Below are 19,739 nucleotides of genomic sequence, written 5' to 3' on the forward strand. Positions count from 1 at the left end.
TTCCAAAGAGCACGGGTAGGCTCTTGGTCGTGATCAATCGGCGATACGATTGGCTGGCGGGAAAGGGGGTCAACGCCCCTGCTCCGCCAAGGCCGGGAGGGTCCACGGGAGGCGCGCAGCGGGCCTCCCTGGCAAGATAGCCTGTACTACAGGCTACATCTTGCGATCTGCAGGAACCTGCATTTCGTACTACAGTCCACACCCATGGCTCACGCCGGGCACATCCGATCCACGGCCCTGCGCACGGTCGAGACAGACACGCCGTAGCCTCGCGCCACATCCTCAAATCCCAGCCCCTGAAACAGGATCGCCCGCCGAGCATTGATGCGCTGCGCGTCGTCCAGCAATGGAGGACGCCCCAGCCTGACGCCCCGCCGACGGGCAGCCTCCATGCCTTCGCGGGTGCGTTCGCTGATCAGGCCGCGCTCCAGTTCGGCCATAAGCCCGATAAACTGCCAGAAGGCCCGGCCCAGGGCGCTGGTGGTATCAATGGCTTCGGTGAGGCTGATGAACTCGATCCCGGTGTTTTTGAAGTGATCCAGCGTGTCGATCAGGTGCTTGGTGCTGCGGCAGAGCCGGTCGGTCTTCCACACGACCAGAACGCTCCCCGGATCGAGCGCCGCATACGCCTGCATGTAGCCAGGCCGCTCCGCCGGGTTCACACCGCCGCTGACACCCTCATCATGGAAGATCCGGTCACAGCCCGCCGCTTTCAGCGCATCGAGCTGCAGATCAAGCTTCTGATCCGGGGTGGAAATGCGGGCATAGCCGACCAGCCTGCGCCCGTCCTGCGCTGTTAAACCCGCCATCATCCGTGCCTCCCAGAGGTTTCAAAAACGATCCTTTTTGAAACGGGCGCATATCGGGCCTCTCCGGGCTGGTGTGGGCAAGCTAAGCGACTGAAATTACACATATCATAATAAAGCAGCAATGAATATATCTCACTCTTTCAAAAAGGATCGCTTTTGACAAGTAATGATATTGCGAATACGCGCAATAAACTTGCTTTTGTTGGAGCTTTCTGCTACTTTTCACGCAATATTATCGACGAATGTATTTTTGTGATGCGTGATTTTAGAAATTTCAGAACCGGATTGGCCGCCCCTGCAGCGGCATTTGCCCTGGCGGTAACGCCCATGGCGGCAGGTGGTGCGCAGGCTCAAGATGCGCAGCTATACCCCGTTGCCGCAGCCTCCCTTAGCCCTGCCGCACAGGAGTCGGTCAGCAGCGTTCAAATTCTCGAGGATGCGGATCACGCCGCTAATATGTGGGTGGTCGATAACCCAAGCCGGTTGGCAGTCTCGGTCGCCATCGGGCGCGACACGCTAGTTGCCGCAGATAAAGTTGAGGAGGTACTCCGTCGAGACTTCGCCCAACATGGCGTTACCAACATCAAATTCTTCTACGAAATGGGTGGTTCTGGTGACTCGACGGTCTTTTATCACATCGACGGGAATGCATGGGGGCCATATTCACTCGCTCGTGCGCGAGATTTTGTATCCGAATCCGCCAGCCAGTTTAAAATCAATTCACAGATGGCGATGTTACGCTAGCTAGCTTAGCTGAATGCATTGGCTCCCAACTCAACTGCACTTTGCGCGTCAGCATTTTGACGCTGCGCGTCAATTTTTTCTGATATTACATCATCTCGATAGCCACGAACGCCCAGTTGCTGATCCCCCACCTGTAACGCCGCAGGGTCAGTCGCGGATCGCAAATCGTTGAGTGCTTCATCCCGTTCCGCCCCAGGACGGCTCGTATCAGCGGCTATTTCCGCCTTCGATTCAATGTCACGCTGCTTGAAGCGGCTTAATGCCCATTTCGCATATTCCGATTTCTCAGGATCATCGGCGTATTCCGGCTTAATCTGCCCGGTCTCCTTATCAATCATCTTGTCGATAAGGGCTTCCTCTATGCGCTGCCTGTAGTCCTCAAGGCTTTCCCCGGGCTGACGTTCAGGATACTCGTCTTCACCCAGAACTTTGAGAGCGATAGTTTCCCGCCAAGCATCACCGTACATTGCTTCAAACTTGTCTTCATAACCATCTGCGATGCCGCCGTAGTAGTTTGCCAGGTTTTGCGCCCGCGATAACAATTCAGCCCGATCTAATGCCTCCTTATCACGCTTCTGACGGTCCGATGCGACTTCTTCCGCGAGGCGCGCCGCTCCCGCACCGCGAGCCTGACGTCCACGATCTGCGTCTGCAGAATTCATGCTGCGTGAATATTCGACATCTTCGCGCTCCTGGCGACTCTCAAAAGATTCTGTTTGCTTAGTTTGTTCCGGAGTTTGGAACGGATCGTAGATACCCTCAGACTGGCCCGCTTTGCGCTCAGCCTTACTGAAACCATCCCACGCGTGATCGCGCTGTAATGCTGCTATATGCCCCTTTATCATGGGTCCCACACCCTATTCTATATTTGCGATCTTGCGCCGCTTGTTATTAATCTAAATATAGTGTAAACAAAAACCGTAAATATTATGTAAATACATAAATATTTAACTAAATTTGAAACGCATTTTATCTATCTGAATGCGAATCACCTGTCAGGCAGGCTGAGCCAGGCTTGCAGCGTCCATTCGAACAAATGAAGGGGCACAGTTTCGGGTGGATTGTTTATCCAGGTCGAAATTTTTCCAGCATTTATATCAGTTGGCTGATCTTTTTTTACCGTTCTCAGGAGTTCACGTTGGTAGACGCCGGTACGATCACGCTCTCTGATTAAAGCGTCTCGATCCTCTGCCGTGAACGGTTTCCGCAAGGGTGGTGGCGCGCGCCCAGAATTGTCGATGGTGATATTGGCGTCTGGCAATGAAGCAAATGTATCCATCACGGCAGTCCAAATTTCCCGGCGAACGGTTTCATTGCGCCCTGAAGTCCAACGGCTAAGGGTGTTAGCCCTGAGCTGACGTGGTTTATCTTTCATATGTGCCAGCAATGACGTCCAGCCCACGCCTGTTCGGGCAGACTCGGATAGCAAGCGCTCTATATGGGTTTCGCTCAGCACGATATCAGGCGAGGCCTGCTGCCAGGTCGAGAGTACATATTCAAGGTGCTCGGGTTTCGCCGTCTCCGTGCCGCCGGAAATCCATCGTTGAATGATCGCGGAATTCAGGCCTGCGGGCACATCTTCGCGCTGCCGAAGGAGCCGCATCGGGCCTATGCCGGTTTCCTCCTTCATTTTCTTAAGCTTGGCTCGGTGCGCTTCCGTCAGAGTGATGCGGGTTTCTCGCCGAGTAGGTCGATCCTGTGTGACTTCGGTTGGCATGGCCGCGTAAGCAGCCAGTACAAAGTCTATGTGATCTTGCGATGCAGATTTTATCTTACCGCGCATCCAGTAATCGAGGAGCGAGGATGAAAAACCATCCGGCACGTTATCCGCATAGCGTAGGAGGAGTGTTGAGGCGATGCCGGTGCGTTCTTTCTCATCTTCAATCTTTTTCAGAATGGCGGGCGTAAGGCGCACCCGGCCCTCCGGCGTGGCGTGGCGTTTCCTGGTGCGCGTGCTTTCCGCATTGTCCGGCAGCGCGCGTATAGTTTGCAGAAACGCTTCGAATGTCTTTCGCTTCGCGCTGATCCGTCGTCCGCTCAGCCATGATCGTACTGTGGAATGGCTCGGCGTAGGCGGGCCGCCGTTCATGCGCTCCAGCATCTCGGAATAAGCCAGGCCGACTCGCTTGCGATGGTAGCGGATTTCGTCTCGATGATCTTCGGTAACGGCGACGAATACGGATGACTCATCCTTGGCTTCCCGTGCAGTACCATCTAGCCCTTCTGGCAACGGTCTCTCGGGATTCCGCAAGAGATCCATCGTGAAATGTAGATGGTCCACGCGGGCCGATTTTATTTTCCCGTTGGTCCACCCCTTGATGAGACCGGCGTTCAAGCCCTCGGGGCAATCTGGACGGCTCAGTATCGAAGCGATAATACCGCGCTGCGCCTTAGCTTGAGCCCGGTTCAATTCTTGCCGGATTTTCGTCGTGATCGGTATACGCTTCATCCCCCTATTGGGCAGAGGCAAGCGCCGGCATGTCAAAGATTATCCATCAGTTTTGCAAAGTATACTGAGGATGACTCTTACTATCGAGCTTCCGCTACCGCCGACAATCTTGTTGGCGAGTTTATCGCTCTATCTCTTTCGCACGCTTTCGAAATTTGCATCTCAGCGGGAAATGAAACCCGACATTTCATCCCATCGCCTGCAAGGGACACAGTCAACAGGATACATAGATCTAACAGCGTTGTATTGCTCTATTATTTTGTCACGCACAATATCCTCACGGTTCGTGAAGGCATAACAAGCATTAGCTAATGCCAGGGCTTCCAAATGGAGAAAACTATTTTTATTTTGAGAATAGATTGCGTCATTATCGATGAGCAACACAGCAGCCGTTGAACGCGCCAAACAAGATCTCCCATAGTCAGTGACTAAGTCGCCCGCCGTCTCGTCTGTGTTGCCAGTATTTTTTAGGATTAGATTGTAGCGCAGGAATGCAGAAGCGATATACAATTTTGCCAAATCCTCTATGTCATTCCTGTTTCTCACTTCTGAAAAGTAGTTGATATCGTCCGCAAAAAATATTGCCGTCTTGGACAGGCTATAATCCGAGCAACCTCCAAGTAGATGTCTTGAGCGAAATAAAAAATCCCCCATCCGCCGCCGCTCTGCCGTTTCAACTTGCAAAAACTCAAACTTAGACGAATGATCGCTCAAGTCTCGGCTACGAACCTTTGCGGTTATGGTGGATCGAGACAAATTCTCAGCCTTCAAAAGTAGACCTAATTCATATTCCCAAATATTATCCGAAAACTGTCGAGTATCTTCCCTACACTGAAAGGATTTTCGCTCTAACCAATAATCGCGCAAAGCCAGAACGTACGCTTCCTGCCGATCTAACCGATCTTGGACTTCCGCGAATGGTTGCGGATCAAATTCCGACCTCATACTCCCTAAAATCCCACCAGAGTTTAGTCCATTTAGCAGCGTTTGCGCCCGCTCCAAACGGACCCAATTTCCGCTTTCGGATGTTAGGTCAGAGACATTCTTTAGACGATAATCCGCAATTAAGAACGCTCCATATTCACCACCCCACTTTGATAACATTTCGCGAGCGTATCTATAAGCATCTCTTTCCTCAGGGCTTCCTATCTCGAACTCAGAGATTTCTTCTTTATACTCGGATAAGACTTCCTCCGCCACTTCTTCAAGCGAATACCTACATTTAAAATCTTCACGATCAAATTCACTTGCTACACAACTCCATTTTCGAGATATTACTTGAAAAGGCCAGCATTTCCCAGTTGTGCTGCAGTGGCTTTCGAAATATGAAGTAATGGCTTGATTTGTTTGTGGCGAACCGTATTTCCATTCTACTTCTTGATAGCGCTCAAGGAATCTTTCCTCATAGTATCGCTCCTCAAATTTAGCACCATATCGATCATACAGAATTCGCCCATACATAAGGGCTACTGCCCATTCTTTATTTACGTAACTATAATAAAAAACAGAGTATACGAGACGTGAGAATATTCGGTCTTCTAGCTCTCTAGAATTTTCGAGCAACTTCTCTGCAATTTCAAAAGCCTCATCCCTACGGTCGGGGGCATTGTTGAGTAAAAGCTCTACCTTCACGCTGCGAAACATATTGCTTTGAAAGTGATCTCCCTTGAGTTCGGCTTCCTCAATGAATGCGTGAAGTTGCGGCAAGAAGTCTTCAAGATCAATTGCCCCGCTTCCACGAATGGAGGATAGCTTACACCATGACGTAGCCAGTTTTGCCTGAAGACTAGAACAGTCCTGAGTATATTTCGTGAAACGTTCAGATAGGGAGTTATCGAGAGTTTCAAGATGAAATCTATCGCCCCAAGCTAGCATATATATTTCACGAGTATATTGATCTGGAATGAGTGTCAGCAGCCGCCAAAGCGTGTCGACGTTGGGCATATCATTCGTGGAGTACTCAAACTTGAGCACCCACTCATTCTCCAAGAGCTCCTTAATTCCATTCGATTCGGTTAAATTATCTAGCTCTCGCAATTTCGTGATTACCGACGAAGCTGCGACTAAATCATTCTCTGCGACGTGAACTATCAAAAGCCTGAATAAGGGCACGATTTGATCAGGAGAAGAAATAACAGCGGCTTCCGCATGTTCTTTTGCCTCTTCGATATCCCAAAATATATAGGCCAACCCCAACTGACTCAGAGCCAATCCTTTTAAATTATCACCTAAACTAGAGTCAGCTATTTTCGGTTGAATTATCGCTTGCTGGCTGGGTGGGATTGCGGGGGAAATGTCGACTAGAAATCGCCCAAACTCTTCCGCTGCAACGGCTCTTTGCAAACCATCAACGCGAGTACCCACGTGAAGCGATAGAGCTATGCCAACTAACAAGATCATGCTCGCTAGCGCTGCAATGCCAACCAAAGAAAATCGCTTCCAGCGACCTTCGAAGTCGATGAACACCGTTGATAAATCTGCAGTTGATGGGAATACCCTCACCGAGGGAAGTATGTTCACGACTTTGTCAACAATTGTATCGGCAAGGCTTGCCTCATCAACTTCGATTCCCGACTGTGGGATATAGCGGTGGCGCTGCCCGTCGCGCGAGTTATCGGAATCAAGCACAAGGTCGGCGAAATCTTGTTTCCAAGATTTCCACTGTTCGAACGAAGCTATATTCGACTGCGGATAATTACTGTCAGTTTGGTCGGACGAAGCCAAATGTTTTACGAGATCGTCGTATAATTCTTTGGCGAAACTTTCATGATAAAAGATTAGCCATGCCAGGAACACGGCTGTCCGTGTAACTCTCGCATCACCGCTACCATCAGACCTTACGCCACTTAATATGGTTCTCATGCCGGCTACGGGATTGCTGTGAAATGCCTTGCTCTTGAGAGTGGTGTGTAATTTACCATCAAATATTGCGGCAAAACTGTGTAGCTGACTCGGAACATGAGCGTAGAGATTACTCCGTCGCTTCTTATCTACTTTTGCAGCCTTATTAAGGAACTTCTTAAATTGTGGCGCAAAGTTCGATAGTACTATCACTTCGGCGACCGAAAGCACCTGGTTAAGCTGTTCTTCTTCCATCCTGCTTCTCCGTAGAAGTAGGAAAATCTTAGAACAAGAAGCTATTAAACGATAGAGGGGTCAGGACTGAGCGGCATTAACCTGCCTTCGAAACCTATAAACTCTTCATCATAAACTGTGCCATCAGAATCCCGGCAGATATGGGCAGGGCCATGGCGTCGTTCATTTTTGCCCATGCGGTAATACGTCTCCCAGACAACTACATTTGTCTGCAGGTCTATTTCGAAAGATGCAGGGCCGTATTTTTCATCGCGGTGTTGGACACCGTTCACCCAATACTGCTCTTGTCGAAACTGACCATCATATCCGTATATTATTGCAGGATCATCGGCAGTGCGGTGGAAATCACCTGCCTGATGCCAAGCTTGAAACAGGACATCTCCTGTCGTCAGATCTCTTCCAATTAATGATGGCCGATCAAAATAGCTATGAAGTTGTCCGTCCTCATCCAGGGTTTCCTCCCACTGGCATGGCCCGACGCCCATCATGGTAATATGTTCATCAGGATACTTCCCAGTACTCAACCTTGTCCTGTATTCAAAAACACCCTGTAACGATTTTTCAACTATACTCCCACTCATAAACTAAATTTATCATATTATGAGCTCTCACAGCAAAGATATTCCATAGACCTCTGTTATTAAAGCATATTTTGACGACAAAAAATTGCCAACACTACCAACAAATTGCCAACGGGACTTAACAAAACAGGTCGTGTCCACTGCTCTCGTCCACATTTGATCAACCGAGCAGACATGCTCTTAGAATCGAGAGAGCGATTATGAAATGCACTATCCCCGATAACACTGTCGTCCAGGCTGGGCGCTACCACGACCTTATGAGCCGTGAATTTCTCTTCTGGGTCGCATATAGACTTGCGCTCGATTGTGTAACTCGAACCGGCGGCATGGCGGCTTTTTCTTTCACGGTTTATCACCCGCACGTAACACTGCTGAATGAGTGGGGAAATCCGCTCTCAATTGCCGATGACTGGGTCGAGCGCGCGTTCGATTGGGATGGATCATGGCTCACCCATATCAAACGGTTTGTTTTTGACCCGCCCAAAGTGCCGCCATACCGAAAACTCTATGATCGACTTCTGATCATCGATCTCCACTACAAGATCATTGGATCTCCGATTGAACGGAGACCTATTCCGGAGCCTTTCAGGAGATAGCTTAAAATATCTCTATCGACAGCAAAAGTCTCCGGCGATTTTCGCCCTCTAGTTCAAACCTCGGAACGCCGCATCAATTCTGATGCGGCGTTTTAGCCATAGAGGAACGGCTCAATGACCAAACAAAAGTATGGAGCAGACCACGATCCCAATTTCACGCGTCAGCTTCGCAATCATTCTCAGGGCGAGGACGCAATAAACAATCACTTCGGAAATAAGTGGGATGCAAGACATGGCGATGACCTTACGCGAGCCGAAGAAGAAACGAAACAAGCTGACGCTGACCTTCGGGAAACTGAGCGTCAGCTAGCGAGAGCACAGAAAACACTTGAGGGGACGGACCGATATACGCGGAAAGGACACTCGCCTGAAGTCGCCGACGGTAGCGATACCGATACAGCTTTCAAGAATTGGTCGATATTCGACCGTATAATTGTGCTAGTTGCCCTGGTTGCAAGTATTATTCTGCTGGCATTGGGATCGACCAATGTAGCGACGGTTATTCTGGCTTCGGGAATTCCCGTATTCGTCGATCAGCCGATATTAGCGTGGCTGTTAGCAGGTCTTGTTCCAGCCGCAGCAATTGCGCTCAAGAGCGCATACCATCTCTTCGATCTTGATGGCAGCCGACGAGTCTTTTCGCTCGCAACTTTTGGGATCGCAGGAGTGATGGTCTTAATCTGGATTGTCCTGTTCTCTCTGAGCTTCGAAGGAGCAACGCCAGATATCGACTATTCAAACTTTGCTGCGGATAACGGCACTCACGACAACGGTATCACCGCGCTGCGCAACATAGTTCAGATCCTTGCCGAAGTCCTGATCGGTGCGGCTCTGTTCCTGGTGATCGACAAAATCATCGCGAGCTATCGTAGCAATTACCGCACTCCGAAGGAGGAATATCTAGAGGCGGAGCAGGCCGTTGTACTCTGGGAAGCGCGGCTCTCCGCTGCCCGTTCTGTTGCAAACGGGAAGAAGGGTGAATTCTCCCGTCTTAAAGCATCGCGAGCGGAATATGTGGGTGAGGCTCTTGCTGATTGGCTTTCCCAGCAATCCAGTAAGCGGTCTTGAACCATGAGGAGATTTTGTATGAATGTATTTAGGAATGCACTTGCTGCCACGGTTTCGATCCTAGCTTTCACGATCTGTCCCGCCAGAGCCGATAGTCTGGCGATAGGTCTGTCTTCAAGCGGATCCGAAGAACTGAAGAAATCGGAAGTTAGTGATACGATTCGACTACTTGCCGAGACAGTACGACCAGGTGAAACAGGCTTCGTCTACAACGCTACCACCGGCGAACTTCTCTGCACATTCGAAGTGCCTGACAATAAGGGCTATGCGGCACCCAAAGCCAAACTTAACAGGAATGCCGCCTGCGTGCGTTCGCTTCTTCTGTTTGCGGAGAACGCAATTGGTTCCCTAGATGCCGGAACAATCGACCTGCCCGAATTCTTGCGGCTCTTGGCACGAAACGCGAGCGGCGCCCCCGTTGAAACAATCGTAATTTTTGGTTCACCTATTTTCAGCGATCCTTTGTCGCCGAGCCTTTCGATGGCTGGCGGCCGCGTCCCGTCAGACGGTCATATCAGCACGCTTCGCCCAAACTCTTCTTATAGTCTCTCTGGATTTGGAAAGACTCTGGATGGTGTGGCTATTCATTTTTCGAGTGAGGGCTATTCCTGGATAGTCAATGATGAGCACGAATATCTTACCCGACGATTCTGGTCGCTCAGCGCCAACGCGCTCGGGGCCGAGTTGGTGACCTTCCACTCCGACCGTGATCAAGTTATCCAGCGGGTGGAAAGTAACGTTCGTCAACCAGCTGAACGATATGCGGTTTCCGATTCGGACAAGCTGGAAATGATCCAAGTTCGAATTGATAACGGTCCATACATACCGATCTATGATCGGGAATTGAGCCGTGAAAATCTATCCGCGACTGCCTTAGCGGATGCCAGAAAAGTAGAGTTGGGGATTAGGTGGGACTGCCCGTCGTGCGATATTGATCTTTACGCACGAGCCTTTGGTGGGGCCGATATTCTATTTTTCGGCCAAACGCGAACTCGCGAAGGCATCTTCCACAAAGACTTCGTTCAGGGCCGGGATTTGATGAACGGTCTAGAAACGATCAGCTTCAGTGCACCAATCGACCTAAATGATTTACTGATAGCGGCGAACTTCTACGCGGGTGATGCTCCGCAGGGAATCTCGGGAGAAATTCGACTTGCTGTAGATGGTCAGACGTATGCAGGAGAATTCGAAATTTTAGCCAAACAGGGAAACCGGGGCGCTGAATTAACTGAACTCCTGAAAGCCGGCCAGTCACCGAATGATGGTTGGGTGGTTATTGATCCGGTCACCATCGTTACCGAATAATAGATCGCCCAGCCAAAGGTTTAGCCCTGCCTGAATTGGCAGGGCTTTAAAAAAAAACCTCCAGCATCCGACACTTCGGCCTCCGACACTGATCAATACGGAAACAATGACGGGGTGAACGATGTCCAAGAAAGCCGATAAAACGAAAATCAGCGTACCCGCACAGATTCTAGGGCTCCCGCCTCTTTACTGGCTGACGAAGGAAACGGCCCCCCTGATCCATAGTGAAGACTGGTTCCTGGTCCCTTTGTTTGTCTGGTTTATGACAGCTGCATTGACGTTGGAGTTCACAGGAACGCTTTGTAAGTTCACTCCACGAATATTACGGCAACGCAACGCCAAACGGCCGCAAGGTCATAAAGGAACCGCTAGTTGGGCAACGCTGTCCGAAGTTCGCCGTGCATCCAATCGGAAGCGCGGCTTTTTTGCAGGCGCGATCGGTAACTTCGCCGCCTTTTTCGAAATTGAGACATCAGGGATGGTGTTGGCTCCCGCCGGCGGAGCGAAAACCATCGGCTTTGTAATCCCAGCGTTGCTTAATAACCCGATGAGCATGCTGGTCACGGATCTGAAGGGAAGCCTCGCCTGCGTGACGGCACGGCATCGTCGGAAAAAGCTCGGTCACAGAACCTATTTCCTTAATCCCGGCGGATTGTTCACTAATACTCTCGGACCAACCACTCGCTTCAATCCCTTGCATGTTTTGATCAAGGATTGGGCCAATCCAGAGCGTCACAAATTCCTAATGACGGATGTGCGCGGTTTAGCGAAACAGCTTCTTCCTGAACCACCAAATGCAGGCGAGAACACGTTCTTCAGAGATGGGTCGCGGGCGTTGCTGGAATTCACGATGGCCTACCTTGTAACGTCCTACGGCAAAGTGACTCTCAGCGAGATGCTCTCGCTTCTGAGAGATGTCGAACGGCTTGAGGGTGCTCTTCACACTGGTAGATTTAGCGACGCGCTTAGTGGCGATTTAGCGTCCTCTGCTGCGGATATTCTCGGTAAATTAGGTGACGGTGATCGGCGTCAATTCGAATCGTTCCGTGAGGGTGCACTTCAGGTGCTTCGACCGTTCTCCCCAAGCGGAGTTCTGGCGGCAGCCACTGAGGAAAGCGATTTTGATTTTGCTGAGATGAAAACCGGCAAAGTGACGGTTTATCTGATCTGTGATCCAACGCAGCAAGAAGTATTTGAAAGTTGGATTGGTCTTGTTTCCAAGGGTGCAATAACGGAGCTTATCAGGAGTGAAAGCCGCAATCCCGTGCTGCTTTTACTTGATGAGGCAACCAACTTCAAAATCGAATCTCTGCCTAAACTGCTCACATCTGTGCGCGAGTTCGGCATACGGGTCTTTGTGGTACTGCAGGAACTAGAACAATGGGCGCACGTTTATGGACGCGAGTCCCTGGAGACTTTGCTTTCGCAGACAGAACTGAAAATCATCCATGGTTCACGCTCCCAGAAAACCTGTGAACTTGTCTCCAAAATGCTCGGTAATAGGTCTGTGCGTGCGGAATCATTCAATACCGGCAAGCATATTTTCGACCAGGTAACCCGTTCGGTCTCGGAAATTGGCGTACCGCTGAAAACACCTGAACAAATTTCGCAAATGAAAGAAGCTATTGTTTTCTACAAAAATCTGCCGCCCATCTTAGTCGATAAAGTGGGATATCACGAAATTAGTCCGTGGCGTCGATGGGCCGATGCCAATCCGTATTTTGGGCAGAAGCGTTTCAGAGGGAAAGTTAGGCTACGGCTTTAGATCAGCCCCCCACAATCTGATGGCAGCAAAGTTTCATCATTTCAGCTTTTAGCAACTCCAATTCTCCGGTGCGGTGGCTGAGCTGATTGTAGCGTTCTAGAACGAGGAAACCGGTAGTGTCTTCGGTTTGCTCGATGCTCGCGCGATAGGCGGTATCCAAGATGATGGCAAAGAGTGCATCGATAAGTAATGCCTGGCTTGCCCCTTCGTCTTCAAGACGCTGGGTGAATTCGGTCAACGCTCTCGAAATATCCTCAGGGCTGAAGGTCTGGTCTGCGACCAGATTCAGAACTGAATTATCATTCTTTGCATGTCTAAATGGTACATCTTCACTCATTACACTGAGTATACCAGATATCTCCTCTCGTTCTCAAATTTATCAACTCAGCGGGAGCTAAACCAATGTCACTCAAGCGAGAATTGGAATCTATCGATCTGCCAGCATTTCGTTCAATCGCCGGCAACGCAAAGGCGTTCCGCTCGATTGCACATGTTGAGCTATGGGCAAAGAATGCTCGTCAGCAAGTTGCCGAACATATTCGCGATAATCGGGAAGCCTGGTTGAATCAAGAAAGGGAACGTATTGCGCTGGCACGCCACCAAGAAGCGCCACAGCTCAATCCGCCCAATATGGCACGTCCAACAATCGAGCAAGAGGCCCAGCGCGCTGTAAGTCTCAAAGCTGAAGGATATATGGCTGAAGTGGCACGTCTGCGCCAGGCCCAGATTGAAGAGATAACTCGCACTCCTAACTTTGATCCGCAACGCACGCCGGTCGATCGGTCGCAGGCTGATAGACAGAATCGAGAGCCGGCTCATCCTCTCAAGAAGGACACACACAGACTTATTGACCGGGGATGCAGGACGCTTGCGAAAGTAGAGCGTCATTTTGGCAAAATGCGTCAAACGTGGATCGAGCAGGCCCAGGCGCGTGGCTCTGAAGATGCGGTGGGCGATGTCTATCGCAATTACCGAGCGCGAAAAGACTTGGTGCGACAAGCCATGCACCGGATCAATGATCGAAGCTTCAAAGCGCACGGTATCGATCGCGCCGTCCCAGAAAACAATGTGAAAAGTGGGCCAGAAATGGCGTGATGATCTTAGGGGTTTCGCTGTGACGGCATGGCTCAAACATGACATCTAGGAATAAATTCCTTGATTATTCAGTCGTTATTCTGTATACAGATGTCTTTGATTGGCGGCTTCGCGCGAGATCGGATTTTCGGTTTCTGGGCGAGCCGCCTTTTTCGTTGGCACTGATACAAAGGAGAAAAGCCATGAGCAACAATACCACCCCAAGCAATCCACCCGTCGAGACGCTGCGCGACGGCAGTCTGAAAGCGACCATCTGGCGCAACGAAGGCGAGAGCGGGCCGTATTTTACGACTACCTTCGCCAAGACCTACGAGACGCAAAACGGTAAGCTGCGCGACACTACCGGCTTTACGGGGCCGGAATTGCTGCGCGTCGCGGAGCTGGCCAGAGCGGCCTATGCGCATACCATCACCCTGCGACGTGATCCCGAACCGCAGGGCGAACAATCTCGCGAGGAGCCGGAGCCACGCCGTAGCGGCGGCGGTACTTCGCAATATGCGCGGCGGCGGTCTCCTGACGGCCTGAGCGACCATTTTCCCAACTACGACTGATCGAAGAGAGAGAAAGCCATGCAGCCACCCGAACCCGCCGATTTCCTGTATCTGTTCGAGGATGACGAGGATATCACCGAGAAACAGGCACTTGATTATCTGCAGAGCCTGATGACGGTGCTGCAGGGCTTTGTCGATCTCGGTTTCAGTATCGATTCTGTCCACAATTGTTTGCCGCACAACATCCTCGAAAGTACCAGAAACCCTGCAAATGCAGTAAAATCGAAAGGTGCTCGAACACCGTTCGAGACTGCGGCGCTCGTTGCCGCAGAAAGCGAGGAATGATGCTGTCAGTTCAACAAAAATCGCATTCGCAGAAGGCGCTGATCTATTGCCGGGTCAGTCACGTGAAGCAGCGAACTCAAGGTCATGGCCTCGACAGTCAGGAACATCGTTGCCGTCTTTATGCGGAGCAACAAGGCTATGAAGTCGAGGCTGTCTTTCCTGATGATCGGTCAGGGGGTGGAGATTTCATGAACCGGCCTGGCATGGTCGCTCTGCTGCACCACCTTCAAACTCATCCGCAACATGATTATGTCGTCATTTTCGATGACCTGAAGCGCTTCGCGCGCGATACGATCTTCCATTTCATGCTGCGCCATCGGCTTGCCGAATTCGGCGCTACCGTGGAATGTCTGAATTTCAAATTCGAGGATACGCCAGAGGGCGAATTCGTCGAGACAGTCTTTGCCGCTCAGGGGCAATTGGAGCGCAAACAGAACCGTCGTCAAACCATTCAGAAAATGTCAGCTCGGGTTGAAAACGGCTATTGGGTCTTTCAACCGCCCGTCGGTTACCGGATGGCGACCAGGGTCGCCGGGCATGGCAAACTGCTCGTCCCCGATGAGCCCCTGGCCTCCGTCATCAGGGATGGCCTGAAAGGCTTTGCCAGCGGGCGCTTCGAGACTCAGGCCGAAGTCAAAAGGCATTTCGAAACCTTCGCAGGCTTTCCGCGCAACAAATACGGCACGGTCTCGAATCAGAGGGTTGCCGATATCCTGCGCCATCCCGTCTATGCCGGAATGGTCCAGGCGCAGACATGGAATATCTCCCTGCGCAAGGGCCACCATGAACCCCTGATCGACTATGAGACCTTCATGGCGATCCAGCGCCGCCTGAGCGAAGGCGCGAAGGTGCCGGCGCGTCGTGACCTCAATGAGGACTTTCCGCTGCGCGGCTTCGTCCTGTGCGACGATTGCAATAAACCGCTGACAGCCAACTGGTCGAAGAGCAAGACCGGCGACCGACATGCCTATTATCTTTGCTATAATAAGAATTGCGTCAGTAGCCGAAAGTCGATCCGTCGCGACAAGCTCGAAGGCGACTTCGAGACTATCCTTCACAGCCTGCTGCCGCGTCAGAAGCACGGCCTTGCCATCGGCACCATTTTCAAGACCATGTGGGAGTATCAGCTTCACCGCTCTGCTGAGGCCGTTGCGGCGATCAAGTCCGAGATTACCGGTCTGGAGCGCCAGATCGAGACGCTGGTGGACAGGATTGTCGAATGCTCCAGCGCGACAGCGGCGGCGGCCTATGAGAAACGGCTCGCCGCGATGGAGTCGCGCAAGGTCGAACTGGGCGATAAGGCGCGCAAAACAGGCCAGCCATCACGCCCCTACGAAGAGTTGTTCCAACTCGCTGTCAACTTCCTCTCAAACCCTTGGAAACTGTGGGATTCAGAGCGTTTGGCCGACAAGAGAATGGTCCTGAAACTGACGTTTTCGGAGCGCCTGGCATACCACCGGGAAAAAGGGTTTTCGAACCCAAAAACTTCTTTACCGTTCAAGGTGTTACAGGAGATTTGCATGCACGGGAAAGAAATGGCGCACCCGAGAGGATTCGAACCTCTGGCCTCTGCCTTCGGAGGGCAGCGCTCTATCCAGCTGAGCTACGGGTGCGGTCGGTCGCGCTCGGAACGGACCGTGGCTAGGCTATAGGGGAAACTGGCGGGCCGGGCAACATGCGTTTGCGCTTGCTTCGAGCAATAGAAAAGGCGGCACCTTTGGTACCACCTCACAGTATTCACTTCTTGAGATTAACGCCTATTCGTCGCCATTGGCCGGGTTGTTGACCGTTATGTTGACGATCTTGCCGGGGGTCTGCCTGTCTGCCTCGACGAGGACGCGGACAAATTCGGCGGTCGTCTCGAGGCTGGCCTGGTGGCTAGAGGCGCTGATGCCGGCAAGCTGTGCAGCACCTTCATCGGCGAAGACCTGTTGCAGGTTCAACCCGTTGGCAGACAGGTCGCCGAGATAGGATTTCTGGCTGACAGTGGTGGTTGCCGTGACCAGGCTCTCCTGCAGCATTTCTGCCTGCACGAGGAAGACACTGAGCGAGGTGACGAAATTGCCCCGCGGCATGCCGTAATCTGAAATCTCGTACCGGTTGATAAAGGCAGAGCCGCCCTCTTCGATACCGGCGCTGGTGAACGGATAGCGGTAGTTGAACGAGGTCACCGTGCGCTGGTCGATATCGCCGCCGAACACGGCTGTCATCGACACGCCGACACAGCCGGCGGCAACGCCGTTCTTGCACGCTGTCGGCATAAGCACGAAGGACATGCCGCTCGGCGCCTCTGCGATGATCACCTTCTGGCCCTGCGGCGCGGTGCGCCCCTGCCATTTCAGGCCGAGTTCCTGCAGGATCGGGACGATGTTCTCGACATCGTAATCATACATCAGCTTGCCCGCATCGCTGATGATCTCGGTCGCATCAGGCTTTGCTGCCAGGCTGTTGCCCTGCGCCGCTGCACCGCCGATACCGACGCCAGCCACCAGTGCGGCAATGGCAATTCCTGCGCTCAGTTTCTTCATGATAGACCCCTTCCCACGGATATCTATGCCAGCTTCGAACTGGCCAACTCAACTGCCGGAAGGCCCCGGCAACCCCATCTCTCAACGCTACTTCAAAAAGCCTAGCCGGTAAATGCGGGTCTGGCGAGTCCGCAAAGATGTGTTGCGACGAGCATGGGTGCGGCGAGATTTTCACTGACAAATAACCAATTCCGTGCTTATAGGCGCCCTACAGGCGCATGCTGATGGAGCTGCGCCGCACATTCAAACGCGAAGCACCTTGACCATGACAGACAATGACAAGCCCCGCCGGGGCAAACCCTCCCATTCATCTGGCCGCTCCTTTTCCGGTAAACCGGAAGGCCGTTCCTTCGATCGCAGGGATCGGGATGGGCGTCCTGACGACCGCAAAGGTCCGCCACGCAAGGGCCCTCCGAAAGGGCCGAGACCGCCGCGCCGCGAGGAGCGCCGTCCGGAGGAGACCGCCGAGGAAGGTGCCCGCCGCCTCGCCAGGGCGGCCGAAGAGAAATACGAATTCCTCGAAAGCAAGATGCCGGGCCTCGCCGCCCGCCGCGCCGCGCTCGATATTCTCGGCATCATGCGCCGTGGCCGCTCGCTGGACGAAGCGCTGGCGCAGGGCCGCTCCTTCAATGTATTGCAGGGACCGGACCGGGCGTTCGCGCGCAACATGATATCGACATACTGGCGCCGCCGTGGCTCGCTCGATGCGATCATCGGCGCCTATCTGGACTGGCCATTGCCGGGCAAGAGCGTCGAGGTGATGGATATCCTGCGCATCGCGGCAACACAGCTGGTGCTGCTCGATACGCCGGCCCATGCCGCCGTTGCCACCGCAACCGAGCTGGCAAACCAGAAGCAGGAAACGCGCGGCTATGCCAAGCTGGTCAACGCGATCTGTCGGCGCATCGCCGAAAAGGGCAAGGACCAGCTCAATGCCCTGCCGCTGCGCACCGACACACCGGGCTGGCTGTGGCGCGCGCTGGAGCGGGCTTATGGCCCGGCGCAGGTGACCGCGATTGCCGAGGCGCACCGCACAGAGGCACCGCTGGATATCAGCCTGAAACCGGATGCCGAGGCGACCGCGCTGACGGTGCTGGATGGCTCCATATCCCACCTGCCCAACCATGTCCGTCTGTCCGCTGCCCATGACGTCACCGCGCTGCCGGGCTTCGAGGCCGGCGACTGGTGGGTGCAGGATATTGCTGCCAGCCTGCCAGTGCGCCTGATGGGTGATGTAACGGGCAAACGTGTGCTTGACCTGTGCGCCGCGCCGGGCGGGAAAACGCTGCAGCTCGCCGCTGCCGGGGCGAGTGTCACGGCACTCGATATCTCAGGCAACCGGCTGAAACGGCTGATGGAAAACCTGGAACGGACCGACCTTGCTGCCGAAACGGTGAAAGCGGACATGCTGGCCTGGGAACCGACCGAAGAATCCGGCGGTGCGTTCGACGCCATCCTGCTCGATGCCCCCTGCACGGCGACCGGCACTGTGCGGCGCAACCCTGATGTCGCCTGGGCGAAGTCCGAGCAGGATGTGAAGGACCTGACCAACCTGCAGACCTTCATGATCGACAGGGCGCTTGGCTTCCTGAAACCCGGCGGCCTGCTCGTCTATTGTGTCTGCTCGCTGCTGCGGGCCGAGGGCGAGGACCAGGTCAAGGCCGCGCTGGCGCGCCATGACGGGCTTTCTGTCGAACCACTGGCGGCAGACGCCCTTCCCGGCCTGGAAAAGGCTATCGCTAAGGACGGCACCATTCGCACCCTGCCCTCGATGCTGGCGACCACCGGCGGCATGGATGGTTTTTATGCTGCCGCTTTGCGCAAGCCGGAATGACCTCCGGGCCGACATCACGCAATCTTAAGCAAGAATTAACCTTCAATCGGCTCAAGCGCCTGTAATCGATAGGTTTTTCCGATCACCACACCATCCGGTTTGTCTTGAAAAGCGCTTCGGGATTGACGATATTGATGGGGAAACTCTTGGAGAGGAAATATGAACGATTTCAATCAGTATTCCAGCACGACGCGGACCGGCGAGGGCCTTGCCGTCGATGAAGGCCTGCGCAGCTACATGCTCGGCGTCTACAATTATATGGGCCTCGGCCTTGCCGGCACAGCGCTGATCGCGATGCTGTTCGTGGCCAATCCGACTCTCAGCGAAGTCATTGGCGGATTGAGCTTCATCCCGTTCATCGCACTTATCGGTGTCGGTTGGTTCGGCAGCCGGATGATCTTCACCTCCGGCTCTCGCGCTGTCGCCCACGGTATCTACTGGCTGTATGTCGCACTGTGGGCCGTGCTGATTGGCCCGATGGTCGCTGCCTATGTCAGTGCGGGCCTTGCCGAGATGGTCTATCAGGCCTTCTTCATCACAGCAGCCATGTTCGGCGCGACAAGCCTTTTCGGCTATACTACCAAGCGTGACATGTCCGGCTGGGGCGGTGTTTTGATGATGATCGGTATCGGCCTGCTGATTGCCATCGTGATCAATTTCTTCTTTGCCTCGACGCTGATGAGCCTGCTGATCTCCTTCGCTGTTGTCATCTTCACGGCTGTCGTCACGGCGTTTGAGACGCAGATGATCAAGAACCTCTATCGTGAGGGTGCCGGCGAGGCCAATGCGCGCGCCTCGATCTTCGGTGCTTTCGCGCTTTACGGGTCTTTCGTGACCATGTTCATCCATATCCTGAACATTCTCGGGATCATGCGCGAATAGCAACAAGCGATTGATATTCCTTTGAAAAAGCCTCCTTCGGGAGGCTTTTTTGTTGCCACCAACATCGTCCCGGGAAAGATTTCCCTTGTGGATCGGCCCGCATAGCGGAAAAGTGAGGGCCTTACACGGGCTTGCGAGTTTCCGTGGGCCG

The 19,739-nt window shown here is 53.0% G+C and carries 17 protein-coding genes, 1 tRNA gene and 1 pseudogene; 11 read left to right on the forward strand and 8 right to left on the reverse strand.

All coding sequences use genetic code 11. The features are described from left to right. Window positions 1-209: 209 nt before the first annotated feature. Complete coding sequence (locus FF098_RS15895; protein WP_205967540.1) at window positions 210-812, reverse strand: recombinase family protein; 603 nt, start codon at window positions 810-812, stop codon at window positions 210-212. Window positions 813-965: 153 nt separating this feature from the next. Here FF098_RS15895 and FF098_RS15900 point away from each other — a divergent pair, with 153 nt between their 5' ends. Continuing rightward, window positions 966-1,553: a hypothetical protein gene (locus FF098_RS15900; protein ID WP_155142401.1), complete on the forward strand. Its 588-nt coding sequence runs from the start codon at window positions 966-968 to the stop codon at window positions 1,551-1,553. Window positions 1,554-1,558: 5 nt separating this feature from the next. On the opposite strand, the gene FF098_RS15905 is transcribed toward FF098_RS15900, so the two are convergent. The 4 genes from FF098_RS15905 to FF098_RS15920 form a co-directional block, all read right to left on the reverse strand. Continuing rightward, window positions 1,559-2,398 (reverse strand): hypothetical protein, encoded by an 840-nt coding sequence (locus FF098_RS15905; protein ID WP_155142403.1) that lies wholly within the window; start codon window positions 2,396-2,398, stop codon window positions 1,559-1,561. Window positions 2,399-2,541: 143 nt separating this feature from the next. After that, on the reverse strand, window positions 2,542-4,002 hold the full coding sequence (locus tag FF098_RS15910; protein ID WP_155142405.1) for a hypothetical protein: 1,461 nt from the start codon (window positions 4,000-4,002) through the stop codon (window positions 2,542-2,544). Window positions 4,003-4,164: 162 nt separating this feature from the next. Then, window positions 4,165-7,098, reverse strand: coding sequence for a hypothetical protein (locus FF098_RS15915; protein WP_155142407.1), 2,934 nt, complete (start codon window positions 7,096-7,098; stop codon window positions 4,165-4,167). A 44-nt stretch (window positions 7,099-7,142) separates the two neighbouring features. Continuing rightward, the gene (locus tag FF098_RS15920; protein ID WP_155142408.1) at window positions 7,143-7,679 is read right to left on the reverse strand and encodes a hypothetical protein; all 537 of its coding nucleotides are present in this window, start codon (window positions 7,677-7,679) and stop codon (window positions 7,143-7,145) included. 200 nt (window positions 7,680-7,879) lie between these two features. On the opposite strand from FF098_RS15920, the gene FF098_RS15925 reads away from it, so the two are divergent. From FF098_RS15925 to FF098_RS15940, 4 genes are all read left to right on the forward strand, one after another. Next, a complete protein-coding gene (locus tag FF098_RS15925) occupies window positions 7,880-8,275 on the forward strand; it encodes a hypothetical protein (protein ID WP_155142410.1) in 396 nt (131 codons plus the stop codon). A 114-nt stretch (window positions 8,276-8,389) separates the two neighbouring features. Next, window positions 8,390-9,343, forward strand: coding sequence for a hypothetical protein (locus FF098_RS15930; RefSeq protein ID WP_155142412.1), 954 nt, complete (start codon window positions 8,390-8,392; stop codon window positions 9,341-9,343). A gap of 18 nt (window positions 9,344-9,361) precedes the next feature. Further along, entirely contained in the window at window positions 9,362-10,648 is a 1,287-nt protein-coding gene (locus FF098_RS15935; protein WP_155142415.1) for a hypothetical protein, read from the forward strand. Between the two features lie 121 nt (window positions 10,649-10,769). Further along, entirely contained in the window at window positions 10,770-12,413 is a 1,644-nt protein-coding gene (locus tag FF098_RS15940) for a type IV secretory system conjugative DNA transfer family protein (RefSeq protein WP_155142417.1), read from the forward strand. A gap of 1 nt (window position 12,414) precedes the next feature. Here FF098_RS15940 and FF098_RS15945 read toward each other — a convergent pair whose 3' ends face one another. After that, window positions 12,415-12,750 carry a hypothetical protein gene (locus tag FF098_RS15945; RefSeq protein ID WP_155142419.1) on the reverse strand — a complete coding sequence of 112 codons (336 nt, stop codon included), beginning with the start codon at window positions 12,748-12,750 and terminating at the stop codon, window positions 12,415-12,417. Window positions 12,751-12,815: 65 nt separating this feature from the next. On the opposite strand from FF098_RS15945, the gene FF098_RS15950 reads away from it, so the two are divergent. The 4 genes and pseudogenes from FF098_RS15950 to FF098_RS18060 all read left to right on the forward strand — a co-directional run. Beyond that, window positions 12,816-13,508, forward strand: a complete 693-nt coding sequence (locus tag FF098_RS15950) for a hypothetical protein (protein ID WP_155142421.1) — start codon at window positions 12,816-12,818, stop codon at window positions 13,506-13,508. Window positions 13,509-13,690: 182 nt separating this feature from the next. Then, window positions 13,691-14,059 carry a hypothetical protein gene (locus FF098_RS15955; protein ID WP_155142423.1) on the forward strand — a complete coding sequence of 123 codons (369 nt, stop codon included), beginning with the start codon at window positions 13,691-13,693 and terminating at the stop codon, window positions 14,057-14,059. A gap of 18 nt (window positions 14,060-14,077) precedes the next feature. After that, complete coding sequence (locus FF098_RS15960) at window positions 14,078-14,344, forward strand: hypothetical protein (protein WP_155142425.1); 267 nt, start codon at window positions 14,078-14,080, stop codon at window positions 14,342-14,344. Next, window positions 14,344-15,327: pseudogene (locus FF098_RS18060) on the forward strand (recombinase family protein); the annotation flags it as partial. The gene FF098_RS15960 and the pseudogene FF098_RS18060, both read left to right, overlap by 1 nt. Window positions 15,328-15,880: 553 nt before the next feature. On the opposite strand, the gene FF098_RS15975 reads toward FF098_RS18060, so the two are convergent. Beyond that, window positions 15,881-15,957 (reverse strand) — tRNA-Arg (locus FF098_RS15975). Between the two features lie 144 nt (window positions 15,958-16,101). Next, window positions 16,102-16,872, reverse strand: a complete 771-nt coding sequence (locus tag FF098_RS15980) for a type III secretion system chaperone family protein (RefSeq protein ID WP_155142427.1) — start codon at window positions 16,870-16,872, stop codon at window positions 16,102-16,104. Between the two features lie 265 nt (window positions 16,873-17,137). Here FF098_RS15980 and FF098_RS15985 point away from each other — a divergent pair, with 265 nt between their 5' ends. Continuing rightward, on the forward strand, window positions 17,138-18,706 hold the full coding sequence (locus tag FF098_RS15985; RefSeq protein WP_155142429.1) for an RsmB/NOP family class I SAM-dependent RNA methyltransferase: 1,569 nt from the start codon (window positions 17,138-17,140) through the stop codon (window positions 18,704-18,706). A gap of 159 nt (window positions 18,707-18,865) precedes the next feature. After that, window positions 18,866-19,588: a Bax inhibitor-1/YccA family protein gene (locus FF098_RS15990; RefSeq protein ID WP_155142431.1), complete on the forward strand. Its 723-nt coding sequence runs from the start codon at window positions 18,866-18,868 to the stop codon at window positions 19,586-19,588. Window positions 19,589-19,739 lie beyond the last annotated feature (151 nt).

It is taken from the genome of Aquisalinus luteolus (assembly GCF_009712425.2).
Classification (GTDB): Bacteria; Pseudomonadota; Alphaproteobacteria; order Caulobacterales; family Parvularculaceae; genus Aquisalinus; species Aquisalinus luteolus.